The 15,582-nt window shown below is 33.7% G+C and carries 19 protein-coding genes and 1 pseudogene; 6 read left to right on the top strand and 14 right to left on the bottom strand.

The annotated features are described in order from the left end of the window. Window positions 1–100 precede the first annotated feature (100 nt). A pseudogene (locus BHU68_RS16640) lies at window positions 101–783 on the bottom strand (AAA family ATPase); the annotation flags it as partial. Between the two features lie 193 nt (window positions 784–976). Here BHU68_RS16640 and BHU68_RS13150 point away from each other — a divergent pair. From BHU68_RS13150 to BHU68_RS13160, 3 genes are all read left to right on the top strand, one after another. Next, on the top strand, window positions 977–1,246 hold the full coding sequence (locus tag BHU68_RS13150) for a type II toxin-antitoxin system MqsA family antitoxin (protein WP_069472495.1): 270 nt from the start codon (window positions 977–979) through the stop codon (window positions 1,244–1,246). A 122-nt stretch (window positions 1,247–1,368) separates the two neighbouring features. Further along, window positions 1,369–1,650, top strand: a complete 282-nt coding sequence (locus tag BHU68_RS13155; protein WP_069472496.1) for a hypothetical protein — start codon at window positions 1,369–1,371, stop codon at window positions 1,648–1,650. Window positions 1,651–1,653: 3 nt separating this feature from the next. Further along, complete coding sequence (locus tag BHU68_RS13160) at window positions 1,654–2,118, top strand: type II toxin-antitoxin system VapC family toxin (RefSeq protein WP_069472497.1); 465 nt, start codon at window positions 1,654–1,656, stop codon at window positions 2,116–2,118. Between the two features lie 201 nt (window positions 2,119–2,319). Here the strand turns inward: BHU68_RS13160 and clpA are convergent, their stop codons facing one another. After that, complete coding sequence (clpA, locus tag BHU68_RS13165; protein ID WP_069472498.1) at window positions 2,320–4,584, bottom strand: ATP-dependent Clp protease ATP-binding subunit ClpA; 2,265 nt, start codon at window positions 4,582–4,584, stop codon at window positions 2,320–2,322. Window positions 4,585–4,586: 2 nt separating this feature from the next. Then, a complete protein-coding gene (gene clpS / locus BHU68_RS13170; RefSeq protein ID WP_069472499.1) occupies window positions 4,587–4,895 on the bottom strand; it encodes an ATP-dependent Clp protease adapter ClpS in 309 nt (102 codons plus the stop codon). Between the two features lie 9 nt (window positions 4,896–4,904). On the opposite strand from clpS, the gene BHU68_RS13175 reads away from it, so the two are divergent. Further along, a complete protein-coding gene (locus BHU68_RS13175) occupies window positions 4,905–5,303 on the top strand; it encodes an RDD family protein (RefSeq protein ID WP_069472500.1) in 399 nt (132 codons plus the stop codon). 6 nt (window positions 5,304–5,309) lie between these two features. Next, entirely contained in the window at window positions 5,310–6,650 is a 1,341-nt protein-coding gene (locus BHU68_RS13180; protein WP_069472501.1) for an alanine/glycine:cation symporter family protein, read from the top strand. Window positions 6,651–6,688: 38 nt separating this feature from the next. Here BHU68_RS13180 and BHU68_RS13185 read toward each other — a convergent pair whose 3' ends face one another. After that, window positions 6,689–7,618: a hypothetical protein gene (locus BHU68_RS13185; RefSeq protein ID WP_141698867.1), complete on the bottom strand. Its 930-nt coding sequence runs from the start codon at window positions 7,616–7,618 to the stop codon at window positions 6,689–6,691. Window positions 7,619–7,716: 98 nt separating this feature from the next. On the opposite strand from BHU68_RS13185, the gene gshB reads away from it, so the two are divergent. Continuing rightward, window positions 7,717–8,670 carry a glutathione synthase gene (gene gshB / locus BHU68_RS13190; RefSeq protein WP_069472503.1) on the top strand — a complete coding sequence of 318 codons (954 nt, stop codon included), beginning with the start codon at window positions 7,717–7,719 and terminating at the stop codon, window positions 8,668–8,670. Window positions 8,671–8,814: 144 nt separating this feature from the next. Here gshB and BHU68_RS13195 read toward each other — a convergent pair whose 3' ends face one another. From BHU68_RS13195 to BHU68_RS13235, 10 genes are all read right to left on the bottom strand, one after another. Further along, entirely contained in the window at window positions 8,815–9,156 is a 342-nt protein-coding gene (locus tag BHU68_RS13195) for a type II toxin-antitoxin system PemK/MazF family toxin (RefSeq protein WP_069472504.1), read from the bottom strand. Continuing rightward, window positions 9,149–9,421: a hypothetical protein gene (locus tag BHU68_RS13200; RefSeq protein WP_069472505.1), complete on the bottom strand. Its 273-nt coding sequence runs from the start codon at window positions 9,419–9,421 to the stop codon at window positions 9,149–9,151. Before BHU68_RS13200 ends, BHU68_RS13195 begins: the two co-directional genes overlap by 8 nt. A gap of 75 nt (window positions 9,422–9,496) precedes the next feature. After that, window positions 9,497–9,955, bottom strand: a complete 459-nt coding sequence (locus BHU68_RS13205) for a hypothetical protein (protein ID WP_069472506.1) — start codon at window positions 9,953–9,955, stop codon at window positions 9,497–9,499. A 178-nt stretch (window positions 9,956–10,133) separates the two neighbouring features. Next, entirely contained in the window at window positions 10,134–10,442 is a 309-nt protein-coding gene (locus BHU68_RS13210; RefSeq protein ID WP_069472507.1) for a caspase family protein, read from the bottom strand. Window positions 10,443–10,906: 464 nt separating this feature from the next. Continuing rightward, window positions 10,907–11,320 carry a type II toxin-antitoxin system VapC family toxin gene (locus BHU68_RS13215; RefSeq protein ID WP_069472508.1) on the bottom strand — a complete coding sequence of 138 codons (414 nt, stop codon included), beginning with the start codon at window positions 11,318–11,320 and terminating at the stop codon, window positions 10,907–10,909. Continuing rightward, window positions 11,317–11,586 (bottom strand): hypothetical protein, encoded by a 270-nt coding sequence (locus BHU68_RS13220; RefSeq protein ID WP_069472509.1) that lies wholly within the window; start codon window positions 11,584–11,586, stop codon window positions 11,317–11,319. The genes BHU68_RS13215 and BHU68_RS13220 overlap by 4 nt, the downstream gene beginning before the upstream one ends. Before the next feature lie 63 nt (window positions 11,587–11,649). Then, complete coding sequence (locus BHU68_RS17780; RefSeq protein WP_253181008.1) at window positions 11,650–11,820, bottom strand: formylglycine-generating enzyme family protein; 171 nt, start codon at window positions 11,818–11,820, stop codon at window positions 11,650–11,652. Continuing rightward, the gene (locus BHU68_RS16780) at window positions 11,807–12,760 is read right to left on the bottom strand and encodes a caspase family protein (RefSeq protein WP_069472510.1); all 954 of its coding nucleotides are present in this window, start codon (window positions 12,758–12,760) and stop codon (window positions 11,807–11,809) included. Before BHU68_RS16780 ends, BHU68_RS17780 begins: the two co-directional genes overlap by 14 nt. A gap of 194 nt (window positions 12,761–12,954) precedes the next feature. Further along, window positions 12,955–13,584, bottom strand: coding sequence for a two-component system response regulator NarL (narL, locus tag BHU68_RS13230; RefSeq protein ID WP_069472511.1), 630 nt, complete (start codon window positions 13,582–13,584; stop codon window positions 12,955–12,957). Further along, on the bottom strand, window positions 13,577–15,364 hold the full coding sequence (locus BHU68_RS13235) for a histidine kinase (RefSeq protein WP_069472512.1): 1,788 nt from the start codon (window positions 15,362–15,364) through the stop codon (window positions 13,577–13,579). The genes narL and BHU68_RS13235 overlap by 8 nt, the downstream gene beginning before the upstream one ends. Window positions 15,365–15,582 lie beyond the last annotated feature (218 nt).

Consider the following 15,582-nt stretch of genomic DNA (forward strand, 5'->3'; position numbering starts at 1 on the left):
AGATTATGTTTTAACACGCCCCTTCAGGGCTAAATCAAAATAATATCCGCACCTAGGGCGTTGCCCTAGGCTATATTATGTCGCCCCTTCAGGGCTATGTTTAATTCTTAGCCAACAACGGCACAGCTTTTACATTTTCTTCAAAAGCAAAATGCAATTTATTATCAGTTTCATACACTTTCACATGTCCACCATTTTCCAATTTGCCAAATAATAGCTCTTCGGCTAATGGCTTTTTGATCTGTTCTTGGATCATAACCTCGTTTGGCTAACCAGCGTCGCGCTGCTTCGTCTATTTCAATCGTTACTTGTTTTGCTTCTAATTGGCTCTCTAATTCTATTATGAATTTATCAACTACGTGTGCTATATTTTCTGGATTTAATGCCTTAAATTGTACAATTGTATCTAAACGATTGCGGAATTCTGGTGAGAATGTACGTTTTATTACACTTAAATTCTATTGATGCTCGGCTAGCTTGTTCTGCCCCAGCATTGGTTGTCATAATCATAATCACATGACGAAAGTCCGTTTTACGTCCATTGGTATCTGTTAATGAACCATGATCCATTACTTGCAATAATAGATTAAATACATCAGGATGGGCTTTTTCAATTTCATCTAATAACAAAACGGCATGAGGAGTTTTATTAATAGCTTCAGTTAGTAAACCCATCATACGCGCTAATTGGCGTGTCACTTCAGTTTTACCAACCCCCGTAGGTCCAGCAAATAAAAATGAACCCACTGGTTTATCCTCATTGCCAATCCCAGAAAGTGACATTATTGTATAATATCTGTAGGGTCAGTGATAACCGACCCTACGCGAAATGGATATAAAAACGTGGTGTATTAGATATAAAACCATTGCATATAGTATTGTCTTATAATGAGACAAATCATGCAACTTATATAATTACTGCGTACCAACCTGACTTAAATCATTTTGAAACTGATTTAAAAACGAGACGACTACAATGAAACCTATTAGTAATCAATGTCCTTTGTGTAAAGGTTCAATGAGCCAAGGAAAAACCACTTTTACAGCAGATTTGAAATTTGGTGTGGTGGTAATCAGAGAAGTACCAGCAATGGTATGTCAACTGTGTGGTTCTGACTGGATTGAAGATCATATCGCTGAAAAAATTGAACAAAAAGTTGAAGCAGCGAAAATAAATTACCAGATGGTAGCTGTTTCCAATTGGCAACATGAAGAAAAAGCTGCTGCTATATATGTAGTTAAATAACACTATTGACAGAATAAATATCTTTATGGTATAAACAATAATTCAATTAAAATGGACTTGACAATATTATTTTTTTGGTGTATTTTTTACTAAAGTATTGCTATTATAATTGAGGAAATTTTATGAAAGAATATTCCGTGATGTTGAACGAAAATGAGTTAAAACTATTCCAATTCATTAAAAATGTTAATCTTTCTCCTGACATAAAAAACGATTTGATTGATAATCTGATGAGACAAGTAAAAAATTTCTATCAGTTTACTTCTCATAAAAAAACTCAAAAATGGGTACAAGTTGGAGATAGGACATTACTTGAAAATATTGATCCAGTTACAACAGAAGAAAATGCTCCACTAGCTTCTAGTATAATTCAAGAACAAAGAAAACGTATAATAGAGGAATAAGTAGTGATTATCTATTTTGATTCTTCTGCATTGATAAAATCTTTAATTGAAGAACCCGGCTCAGTAAGCATTAGAAATTTTCTATTGGAAGTAGCACAGTTAGAAAAAACTGTAATCTTTGTAACATCCGCAGTCACCAAGGCAGAGATTCTGGCTGCATTGTCTGCTATACGGCGTGGCAGACATTTAAGTCAAAAAAAATTTGAAAAGGCGGTTGCAGATTTTAAAATTCGTTGGAAAGCTTTTTTTATTCCAGAAGTAACAAGCTTTTTAATTGATAATTCTGGGGAAATTGGCTTGAATCATAAAATAAAAGGTTGTGATGCCTTTCAACTAGCAAGTGCTCTTGAAGTTGAAACTGATATTTTCATATCTACTGATAATGATCTAAATGTAGCCGCTTCAGAAAATGGACTTTTCGTATGGAATCCAATGACTGAACCAATGCCCAAAATTCAGGATATATAAATTTTTGTATCTGTAGGGTCAGTGATAACCTACCCTACAAAGTTTAATATTAATTCCTTGATTTAATTAAAATAAAAATCCGTTTATTCCGTAAATCCGTTGTACTAAATAAAAATTATATTACATAAATCAAATATGGCTCAGAAAAAAATTACCTTGGCTGATAGACCTGACAGGTTTTAAAAACCTGATGCCGAGCTGCTAATTCTTAGCCAACAACGGCACAGCTTTTACATTTTCTTCAAAAGCAAAATGCAATTTATTATCAGTTTCATACACTTTCACATGTCCACCATTTTCCAATTTACCAAATAATAGCTCTTCGGCTAATGGCTTTTTGATCTGTTCTTGGATTATACGCGCCATTGGTCTTGCTCCCATTTTTGGATCATAACCTCGTTTGGCTAACCAGCGTCGCGCTGCTTCGTCTATTTCAATCGTTACTTGTTTTGCTTCTAATTGGCTTTCTAATTCTATTATGAATTTATCAACTACGTGTGCTATATTTTCTGGATTTAACGCCTTAAATTGTACAATTGTATCTAAACGGTTGCGGAATTCGGGGGAGAATGTACGTTTTATTACTTCCATTGCATCAGTTGAATGATCTTGAGACTTAAATCCTATTGATGCTCGGCTAGCTTGTTCTGCCCCAGCATTGGTTGTCATAATCATAATCACATGACGAAAGTCCGTTTTACGTCCATTGGTATCTGTTAATGAACCATGATCCATTACTTGCAATAATAGATTAAATACATCAGGATGGGCTTTTTCAATTTCATCTAATAACAAAACCGCATGAGGAGTTTTATTAATCGCCTCAGTCAATAAACCACCCTGATCAAAACCTACATAACCCGGAGGCGCACCAATTAACCTAGATACAGTATGTCGCTCCATATATTCAGACATATCAAAACGAACTAACTCTATACCCATCATACGCGCTAATTGGCGTGTCACCTCAGTTTTACCAACCCCCGTAGGTCCAGCAAATAAAAATGAACCCACTGGCTTATCCTCATTGCCAATGCCTGAACGTGACATTTTAATCGCAGTGGCTAAATTTTTAATTGCATCATCTTGACCATACACCACCATTTTTAAATCGCGTTCCAGATGTCTAAGAGTTTCTTTATCTGATAACGATACATTTTTAGATGGAATTTTAGCAATTTTAGCTATCAGAGCTTCAATTTCAGTAACACCAATCACACTTTTAGGTTTTGACTTTAAACGTTGAGTTGCTCCAGCTTCATCAATTACATCAATCGCCTTATCAGGTAAATGTTTATCATTTATATATCGTGCAGATAACTCAGCGGCAGCAGATAAGGAACTTGAGGAATATTTGATATGATGGTGCTTTTCATAACGTGATTTTAAGCCCTTTAAAATTTCTATCGTTTCATTAACTGAAGGCTCATTAATATCAATTTTTTGAAAGCGGCGTGATAAAGCCCGATCTTTTTCAAAAATACCCCTAAATTCTTGATAAGTAGTTGATCCTATACACTTCAATTCACCAGAAGCCAAACCCGGTTTGATTAAATTTGAAGCATCTACCGCACTACCAGACGCTGAACCAGCTCCAATTATAGTATGAATTTCATCAATAAATAAAACCGCACCTTCTTGTTCCTTTAATTGAGACAAAACACCCTTTAAACGCTTTTCAAAATCACCACGATATTTAGTACCAGCTAATAAAGCACCTACATCTAAAGAATAAATTATATGATCAGCTAAAATACTAGGAACTTGCTCATCAACAATTAATTTTGCCAAACCCTCAGCAACCGCCGTTTTACCTACACCTGCTTCACCAACAAATAAAGGATTATTTTTACGCCGACGACATAAAATTTGTAGAGTGCGTTCAATTTCTTTATCTCGCCCAATTAATGGATCAATCTTTCCAGCTTTAGCCTGTTCATTGAGATTCACTGTATAAGCATCTAAAGGCTTTTGTTTGGAACTTTCTTGAACATCCTCATCTTCTTCTTCAAAAACTCTGTCTTCATTCTCATTGAAATTTGAACTACCATGAGATATAAAACTAACAACATCCAAACGAGTAATATCTTGTTTATTCAGAAAATATACCGCTTCAGATTCACGTTCTGCAAATATTGCTACTAATACAGTGGCACCAGTAACTTCTGTTTTACCAGCAGATTGTATATTAAAAAGAGCCCTTTGCATGACTCGTTGAAAACCTAATGTAGTTTGTATCTCATCTTGTGCCCCTATAGGCAGTTTTGGAATCATTTGTTCTAAAAATTGAGATAAATCATTTTTAAGTAAATTCATCTCCCCGCCACACGCACGTAAAATTTCAACAGCCGAACTATTTTCTAATAAAGATAATAATAAATGTTCAACCGTCATCAATTCATGTCGTTGTTGACGCGCTATGTTATAGACACTGTTTAAATTTTGTTCCAGTTCTTTATTTAACATATTTAAAGCTCTTCCATTACAGACATCAGAGGATGCTCATTTTCACGAGCATAATTATTTATTTGAACAACTTTAGTTTCAGCAATATCACGACTATAAGTACCACAAATACCCTTGCCATCATGATGTATTTGTAACATGACATTAGTAGCTTTGTCTTCATTCATATTAAAAAACACTGTTAATATATGAACAACAAATTCCATTGGTGTATAGTCATCATTTAATAACACGACTTTATATAATTTTGGTCGTTTAAGTTTTGGTTTGGCTTTTTCAATGACAGTATCGTCATTAGATAAATATATCATTTTTTAATTATGTTAGTAGAAAATTTTCCTAAAATTAGCTTGTTACGGCGTTTGGTTGCAATATTTTATGATACTTTATTATTATTTTCAATACTATTTTTTGCCGCTGGTTTAGTGCAACCACTTACCAATGGTAAAGTCAGCATTTTATATCAATTATATTTATTTTTAGTATGTTTTCTTTATTTTGCAATCTCTTGGAAACGCGGGGGACAAACTATAGGTATGAAATCTTGGCGAATTAAGTTACAATCAACTACTGAAGATGCAGTGACTTGGCAACAAGTGACTATACGCTTCTTCATGGCAATTATCTCATGGTTTACAGTAATTGGATTTATTTTGACTTGGCATGATTCAGTCTCCAATACACAATTAGTATTATTACCTCATAAAAAAAAGAAATAATTATTTATGGAATTTTTAAGCGAATATATTGCAGCACTCAACGGTATTGTTTGGGGTACTCCAATGCTGGTACTTATCTTAGGTACCGGTATTTATTTAATGTTTGGTTTACGATTAATACCATTTCGTAAATTGATTTATGGTTTTGTAATGCTATGGCGTGGTCGTAAGCATACTGGTAAAGGTGATATTAGTCCATTTAATGCCTTAATGACTTCATTAGCCGCAACTATTGGTACAGGTAATATTGCCGGTGTAGCGACAGCAATTTTTCTAGGTGGACCGGGAGCCTTATTTTGGATGTGGTTTACCGCTTTCTTAGGCATGGCAACTAAATATGGTGAAGCTGTATGTGCTGTACATTATCGCGAAACTGATAAAGCTGGTAATCATATTGGTGGTCCAATGTATTATATTAAGAATGGCTTAAAGAGTCATTGGGCTTGGTTGGGTACCACATTTGCCATTTTTGGTATGATCGCAGGTTTTGGTATTGGTAACACAGTACAATCTAATTCAGTTGCCGATGTCTTACATTCTTCATTTAATATTCCTCACTGGCTAACTGGTGTAACATTGGCAGTATTAGTAGGAGCGGTATTAATAGGTGGGATTCGTAGAATTGCAGACATAGCAGGTAAATTGGTACCATTTATGGCTATTGCTTATGTAGGCGGTAGTTTAATCATTTTATTCATCCATTCAGCAGAAATTCCTGCCGCTTTAAACTTAATTATTACTAGTGCTTTTACACCAGTAGCCGCTACTGGCGGATTTGTTGGAGCAACTGTTTGGGCTGCGATTCGTTTCGGTGTCGCACGTGGTATATTTTCTAATGAAGCAGGTTTAGGTAGCGCACCAATTGCTCAAGCAGCAGCCGCAACTAATAGCCCAGTACAACAAGGTGTTATTGCAATGTTAGAAACATTCATTGATACCCTTATAGTATGTACTGTTACTGGTTTAGTGATTATTATTTCAGGTGTTTGGACTACTGGTATTACTGGTGCATCCTTATCTGCCGCTGCGTTTGAACATGCCTTGCCTAATTTTGGAGGCTATATTGTAACATTTGGTTTAACCGTATTTGCCTTTACAACCTTATTAGGTTGGAGTTTTTATGGTGAAAAATGCGTTCAATACTTATTTGGATTTGAATCTATAAAAGTTTTTAGAATATTATGGATCATAGTGATACCAATTGGCGCAGTTGGTCAATTAGAATTTATCTGGTTAGTTGCAGATACGCTGAATGCTTTAATGGCAATTCCTAATTTAATTGCATTACTGCTACTCAGCCCTGTAATTTTTAAACTAACTCGTGATTATTTTGCTACTGCAAAATAAGAATCAAAGCTGTCAGGTTTTAAAAACCTGACAACTTTTTATTCGAGTTTTTTGGTATATTCCTTTTTACCTAAATCAATCACATTTACACCTAAATCAGCTAATAATTTATTTTTTTGTTGTTCTATAGCTACCATTTCTTCTATAGAATAACTTTGTTTACCTTCTAAAATCAATCCTATAACAAAAAACAAACCACCTAATAATTCAATCATTGCTGAAGTCAGTAATAATAAACGATATTTAACAATCGGTGCTGATGTATTTAGTAGAGTTCCCATTCCAATAAATAATGGATGCATATATGAATTAGGATTTATACCTCCAAACTCAGGATTACCTAATCCTTGTACCATATTATTCTTATGTTTAACTGCTGATAGGTAAGCAGCATGATTATCTATGATCTGTTGATAAGGTTTAATCCTAGCTTTAGCCGCTAATATTTCAGAGCAATATTTCTTATGATACCATGTTTCACCGGGGCATCTTCCACCTAGCTGTGAACGCACAGTCTTACCTGTACGTTGCCCTATGCTATTCACTGCCACTGTATCCCATAACATATTCACTTCTAATTCAATTGCATCAATTTTAGATTGGGCTTGATGTACAACACTTTCATCAGCATGTTGAGATAAACGCTTGACTTCATTATTAGCATCATCAACACCAGCTGCTAATGCACGAATTTGTGAATTTTGTTGAAATGCTTTAGTTTCATAGTTTTGAGTCACAATCAGTGTAAAACCCCATCCTGCTGCCCAGCTTATGAGAGATAATATTATATAAAATGCTAATGAGACAAATCCTGCTATAATAAAAGTACTATCACCTTGTTTTATTAAGTAAGCCCCTAAAATTAAACAAATTATCTTTGATACATCTAAGCCTATACCAATAATTCCATAACTATATTGATATAAAGCACCATTACCAGCTAAACTGGTATATAATTGGAAATTCAAAAAAATCCCCAAACATATAAAAAATAAACCCATTCCTATAAGGGATGTTCGTAATCCTTTGCCCATAAATTACCCTTCTATAACTATAAGTTACAATTATGACTATTAATATTGGTATTGTGATGGATTCCATCGAAAAAATAAATATAAGGAAAGATAGCAGTTTTGCAATGTTATTAGCAGCACAAGCACGCGGCTGGCATTTATGGTATATGGAAATTAATGATTTATTCTTAAAAAATGGAGAAGCTTATGCCACTATGCGCCCATTACAAGTACGTGATGAGGCTGATAATTGGTTCAGCTTAGCACCACCACAAGTGGCAGCTTTAGATAATTTATCTGTTATCTTAATGCGCAAAGACCCTCCTTTTGATATTGAATACATAATTGCCACATACGTATTAGAACAAGCAGAAGCCAAAGGTACTTTAATTGTTAATAAACCTCAAAGTCTGCGTGATGCTAACGAAAAATTATATACTGCTTGGTTTCCACAATGTTGCGCTCCTAACTTAGTAACACGTTCTATATCACAATTACGAGAATTTTTAAAACAACACCAAGAAATTATTCTTAAACCTTTAGATGGTATGGGCGGCAAATCAATTTTCCGAGTCTCTAACAAAGATATAAATGCCTCGGTAATTTTTGAAACTATGACTCAGGATGAACAATGCTTTGTAATGGCACAAGATTTTATCCCTGAAATATCACAAGGTGATAAGCGGATATTATTAATAAATGGTGAAGCTGTACCCTATGCTTTAGCGCGAATTCCAGCAGATGGAGAACTTAGAGGTAATTTAGCCGCTGGTGGCAAAGCCAAAGGTGTTACTTTAACTGAGCGTGATAAATGGATTTGTCGTCAAGTTGGACCAAAATTACGTGAAAAAGGCTTAATATTTGTAGGTATAGATGTAATAGGTGATTATTTAACTGAAATTAACGTCACTAGCCCAACTTGTATTCGTGAATTAGATAAATTATATGACTTAGATATTGCGGGGCAATTAATGGATGTTATTTTTACTTTAAATAATAACTACTAACAAAGCTGCGCTTTTAACCCCAAAATCATCTACCTTGCATCTCCCTTTTTAAAGTGAAAATAGTAAAAATTTTAAAGGGTAAAAGGCTTAAATATAAAATTGTTAAATCCTTACCAGCCGGAACCAGTAGTCCTATAATTATTTTCATTTAATTACTAGTACTGTAGCTAAGCCTTTTATAATAGGTTTCATTTCAATCTCTGATAATTCTCCTAATTTTCTTATAAACCTTTGTTGAGCAACAGAACGTACTTGAAAAGTATCAGCACATGATTGTTTTTGTAAACCATTTTGTGTTGAAGATTCAATTTTTATCATCCATGATGCTATTACATAACGTTCTTGCCAATTAGTAATTGGTACAACAACCCGTAATGGAAGGATGCCAATACTATCTTCACTAACAATTACCGCTGGACGAATTTTTTTTATTTCTGATCCAATTGTAGGATCAAGATTAATTAACCATATTTCGCTTCTATACATAGAAGTCTTCTCCATCTAAATTTAGAAATTCGGTTAATTCTTTGTTTTCTGTATAATCTTTATATAAGCTTTGTGCTGCTTGTTCTAAATTGTTAGTTTCAATATTGTTTGATAGTATTGTTTTTATATTGATTTTTTCTTGTGATTTCATCTGTAAAAAAACAATGAATTCTGCTAATTCAGGCAAAAATTTATTTGGTAAAGTTTGAATTGCTTGATAAAGCATTACTCTGTCTGTTACTTTATTATGATTAGTTTCAAGCATATCTTGCTCCTATGTTTATCTATATATTAATTTATTATAACACACACCCTTATTGTTAAGTACAAAGAATAGTTCTCAATAACTACTAACAAAGCTATATTCCCCAACTTGGCAATTGTTTGTCTGTTCTGCTGTTGGGGGTATGGATTGTTGTAGTTGTTTGTGTAGTTCTGTTGGGGTTTCTGGGCATAGGATGGCTACTAATGTGTCTGTTCCATATGGTGGCAATATTTCTATTGTTAGGTAGTAGGGTAGTGTTTTTAGTTTGTTGTGATGTTGTGGGGTTGGATATACTAGGTTGATGTTTTTATTGTTGGTTTTTATATAAACTGTTAAGTCTGTTAGTTTGCTTGTTGAGTCTATTGTAAAGTGTAGTAAGTCTCCTTGTTTGTGGATTGTTCTTTGTTCTTTTAGGTTTATTGTTACTTTGTTGCTTGGTGCTGGATTTGAGTTGTTTAGATTTATTACTATTGTGTCTTCTTCTGTTTCTGGTTTTAGTTTGGGAAATTGCTGATTATCCGTTTTCTCGCGCACTGTTTCTAATAAAAAATCATTGAGTTGTTTACGAGTTAATGAGTCTTTATTGCTTTTTAAGGCTTGTGCAAATGCCCAGCTTAATGCTCCATGCGCTTGATTATTTATATATACTTCTTCTACTTCTAAACCATCATGCTGTACCGCTGTTATTACAGTTAGATTTTTAGGTAATTTATTATCCAGGATTCGCCGCTTGTAACATGTCTTTCCACGCTTTCATAAATGTTTTACGAGTGGCTTGTTCATTTAATAGAACTCGGTTATTTGGTAAGTTAATATTTTTATTACGTAGAGTTTGCGCTAATAAGTTAGCGTCATTAACTGCACCGTTTAAATTTGTGAAATGTTGGTATTTATCTATTCCTATTACTAGGGCGTGTTGATTGCTTTTTGTAACATAGATGCCTCGTCTTGATGAAAGTGTTTCATTTACACAGGCTTGAAGTAGTATTAATACTAGTGTTATTAGTAGGTATTTTTTCATTATCTTATCCTAATTTCAACTCGTCTATTTAGTGCGTAAGATAGTATATTTTGTGTTTTAGCATGATATTATCCTGATGTTTTTAATAATTTTGAGTCCAAAGCAAAGCTGCGCTTTGAACTCCAAAAAACGACAATTAAGTACTGATTCAGAGTTTGGAAATACTGCTGCTACATCAGGTTCTAACTGCACAGTTGAACCACCGAAACTTTTCCTTTCAGGGCCAACTTTCCTGACTCGCAAGCTCTTTAAATCATATTCTTATCGGAGTTCGTCATCTATTTTGGTGTCAAGCTTTGTTTTTATCCCACTCGAATTCCATCAGCAATCCACCTTTTGCATTACTTAAAATTATAATTTTTTAATGATGTAGTTTATCATATCATAATACCCAAAAAACTACATTGATTTGCATATAAACAGGGATTTTTATCCTTGCTTACATGCAATCCCTGTAGTTGTTTTTAACTAATAACTTCAAAATACTTATACTGATAACCAATGCGGATACGATAAATTGTAAAGTCATTGCGATCAATTGTGAATATCCGTGATATTTTTAGTGTTTGGGCGGCAGTAACCAAAGAAGCATCTGCTAAATCCATCGGACGATCATGATATATTTCCATCAATTGTAAAGCCGTTTGCATCGTTTCTTTATTCAAAAACCATAAGTTTAAACCACCTTTTGCTATAAAATTTCTTAAGGCATCTGCACCTTTACTGTTAGGTGTCAATAAATGAAATGCCTCGGTCAAAACTGGTGTTGTACTTATAAGCGGTTCATTAAACGTTTGTAATAAAGTTTTACAGTGCTGATGCTGATTGTCTTTTGGATCAAAAAGTGCCACTAAAGGTCCAGTATCCACTAAAATCATCTTTGTAATTTCCTTTGTAAAGCTGCTTTTACTCCTTCTTTTGCTTGTGAAGAGGGTGCAATGGCATAACCTCCTTCGCCTAAATCTAATTCTTTATAAATATCAAATGGTTTAATTGCAGATGTTTGATTGATATTTAAATGTTTTTGTAAAAGGATTAAACCTTGTTTTAAAGCATCAGATTGGCTTAATTTTGCCATTTGCATGATTGCTTGTAATGCTTGTTCTGCTTCTTCGTCTAAAAAAAATTGTTGATAAGTTGTCATTTTTAATCTCCACTAAGGTGCATATAAAATTTATCAATAAGTCTGCATTATTGATGTTTTTAATCATTTTATCAAAAAACTACAGAGATTACATAATTTGTTTTTCAAGACTATTATATTTATTTTTAGATTCCAGTTATCATTTCCCCACCAATACTTAGTATCTGTACCAGCCCTAGCTGCATATTCCCATTCAGCCTCCGTAGGAAGACGATAATTTTTACCAGTTTGCATAAGCTGTAGCATCATGCCAAGAAACATTAATCACTGGACGATTACCACGCCCCCAGCTTCTATCATCTGGCTTTTCATCAGAAAAACCGCCACCTCTTAAACGATCTTGAAAGACTTTGCTAACAGTTTGTCGTGTATTTTTAGCACCACCAACTTTAAATACAACATTTTTCAGATAAAGCCCCAACTCTTTAGCTGTAACATAACCATCTTTATAAAGATCACCATCACCTTCAGCTATAGCGTCAACAAAAGCGGGAGTAAAAGTACTTCTAGCTGGAACAGTTTCATTAGCACTACCAGCAGTAATAAATTGACGTACAGGCTTAGCCATTGCCTGAGTAATTTGCCGTGGAATTTTATGAGCTTTTTTACTCTTAAAAACCGTACCAGAAAAACAACTATCAAACAAAAATAAAGCATGTTTAGACTCAATATCCCGCGCCCAAGTAACAACTTGATTCATAGAAACAGCCTTTTTTACAAAGCCTTTATCATCAACATTAGGATCAGGTGCATCAACAGGAACAATATAATCCTTAATATTACCATTAACATTACGACTTTCGCCATGCCCAGAATAGAAAAATAACAAACGATTATCTTTATCTAATCCATAGTTATTAATAAACTTCTCAAAAGTACGTTTTAAAGCTTTAGAATTAAGATTCCTATATCTTTTAACAACAAAACCTTGATCTTCAAGAACAGTCTCCACCTTATCCAACTCACTAGGAATACTATTTAAATCCTGCCAACCAGCAGTATAATCACTCTGCCCAATAAGCAAAGCATAACTACCACTATAAGATAAAATATTAGCACCATTAGTATCAGTAATATGAACAGCACCACCACCCTTATCAGATGACATTGTATTAACAGTTGAATTATTACAGCTTACAAGTAACAACGTTAAAAACAGACTAAGTATTTTCATACATGAAACTCCTTTAATTTGGAAGTTATAAACTAACAGATAATAATATGAAGTACAACGAATAAACCTCCACATACACAAAAAAACTACATGGATTTGCATATAAACAGGGATTTTTATCCTTGCTAAAATGCAATCTCTGTAGTTCTTTTGATAAATCAGCACTAAAATTTCCAACGCATTGTGCAGGTCAATTAATGGATGTTATTATTAGCTACCCAAACCGCAGCTTCAACACGAGTTTTTAAATTCAATTTTTTCAATAAGTGCTTAACATGTACTTTAACAGTAGCTTCTGTGATACCTAATTTGCGGGCAATTACTTTATTACTTTCACCATCATGAATATGTATCAGAATTTCTCGTTCGCGATTAGTTAATTCTGATACATTAGCTTGTTTGCGTAATGCTCGCCCAAGACAATCAATAATACAGGAAGACAAAACCAGTTTACCTTTTGCGACTTCACGAAATTTAAGCAAAAGTTCTTCAGGATCCATATCTTTTAATAAATAGCCATCCGCGCCATTACGTAAAGCATCTACAACATCTTGTTCCTCATCAGAAACAGTCAGCATAATAACTCGTATATCTGGATCCATTTTCTTGATTTTTATCAATGTTTCCAGTCCATTCATGTTAGGCATGTTTAAATCTAACAGTATTAAATCTGGTTTAAGTTCACCAATAATTTCTAAGCCATCTAAACCATTACTTGCTTCTCCGACCATTTCCAAATCTGGACAAATATCTATCAATTGCTGCAAACCTTTACGTAATAAAGGATGATCATCAATAACCACAATTTTTTGTATATCAGCCATTTCTTTTTACCTTTTGCTTGAATTTGAGAATAACCATAGTACCACCCTTATCACGATTTTCAATTTGTAAGTTAGCATTCAAAGAATTAGCTCGTTCATGCATGATTGTGAAGCCATAGTGATGAGTACGTTCAACTTTTTGAGAAATACCTATGCCATTATCTTCAATAATTACTATGATATTCTCATCTTGTTGTTGTATTCTGACTTGTGCATGGTTTGCATCAGCATGATGCAATACATTACTTAATGCTTCGCGCACTATCTGTAGAATATGAATTTCTTCATTTACGCTAAAAGGATAATTTTTTATTTGATTATCTAGTGTAATTTCTACTTTAGAACGACTATTAAATTCTTCTACAGTTTCTGATAATGCTGAGGCTAAACCGCATCCATCCATTTGTATCCGAAAAGTAGTCAGAAGTTCTCGTAATTGTCGATAAGCACTATCTAAACCCTCTTTTAATTCAGTTAATATTTCATCAACTTGATTATTATCTTTAAGCAAAAACAAGCGAGTAACCTGAATTTTCAGATAGGATAGTGATTGAGCCAAAGAATCATGTAATTCTCTTGCAATAACAGCGCGTTCATCTAATAATGCCAAGCGGCGGTTTTGAATAATTCGGCGAGAAACTCCTATTGATAAACCTATATGTCTGCCTAATGTTTCTAATACCTGAACTTGCCAATCTTCTAACTTAATATTATTGTCTCGTTGAATTAACAATACCCCATAATTTTGTTCCTGATCACTTACAGGAATTGAGAATGTATTGCTTTCCAACTTATCACCTAAGCACATTCCACATTTTTCTTCATTGCACATAGGAGGAATAGAACCAACTCGCGCCAGTTTATAAATAGTATCTTTGTCATTATCATTTATAAGACACAAGCTTATTCCTTGACAACAAAGCATTATTTGACTGATTTTAGACAATAATTCATGATAAGAATTTTCTGATACTGGAGCTTTAGTTAAATACTGTGAAGCAGTATAAAGAAGCTCTAAAGAACTATTACGTAAAGTTAATTCTTTAGTTTTATTAGCAACTCGTTCCTCTAAAGCATCATACATTTTGGATATTTCTCCAGCCATATGATTAAAAGCCAAACCAAGTCGCCCTAGTTCATCTGTACCAACATTAGCTACTCGTACAGTAAAATCTCCATGACTAGCGCGTTCAGCAGAATCAAGCAACTCATGTAATGGATGTAAAACATCAGTATGTAATAGATACAAAGTTACAATAGCTATAATTAAAGTCAAAAAAAGGATAAATATCTGTATCAGCCCCAACAAATGAATGCTTGATTCCGCATCTTGTTCCAATAGTCGAACCATATGATCTATATCTGCAACAAAATCATTAATCTGAGCATGAAAGACAGAACTTTTGATAAAATCTTTAGTATAATTGTCAATTATTTTGACTATTGAAGAATGCCATTTATCCTTAATTGCAACATAAGCTTGTTGCAAAGATTGACGATTAGAATGTTCTACAGCTTTACTTAATATAGGATTATGTAAGCGTTGCTCAAATTCCTTGATTAAGCTATTTATTTTTGTTCCAGCATTAAGTTCAAGTGCAGTAGTAATTCGATAAGACTGCATACGCAAACTACCTGCTAAATTAACTGTTCCAGCTTCTCCATGAGTAGAATGTGCAATATATATGGCACTAACCATACCAATAACTGCTAAAAATGTAACAAGCCCCATAGCCAAACCGGCTCGTAGCAATAATGAATCACGGATATATTTAAACATAGCTTTTTAGAGGTACTCCTTTTTTCTTAAAAATAAAATTTATAGTAGTTTCTTATCTAGCATAATACAATAAATATTATTATAAAACAATTTCTTAAATGGTGGTATGCAAACTACCACTTTAGTGGTATTAAAGCTAATAACACTATACATATCATGGTTGCAAGTTTGAATTTAAAAAGTTAAATTATAATTTAACTTTTTAAAAAAAAGGTAAA

The sequence above is a fragment of the Candidatus Marithrix sp. Canyon 246 genome, from assembly GCF_001723685.1.
Lineage (GTDB): Bacteria > Pseudomonadota > Gammaproteobacteria > Beggiatoales > Beggiatoaceae > Marithrix.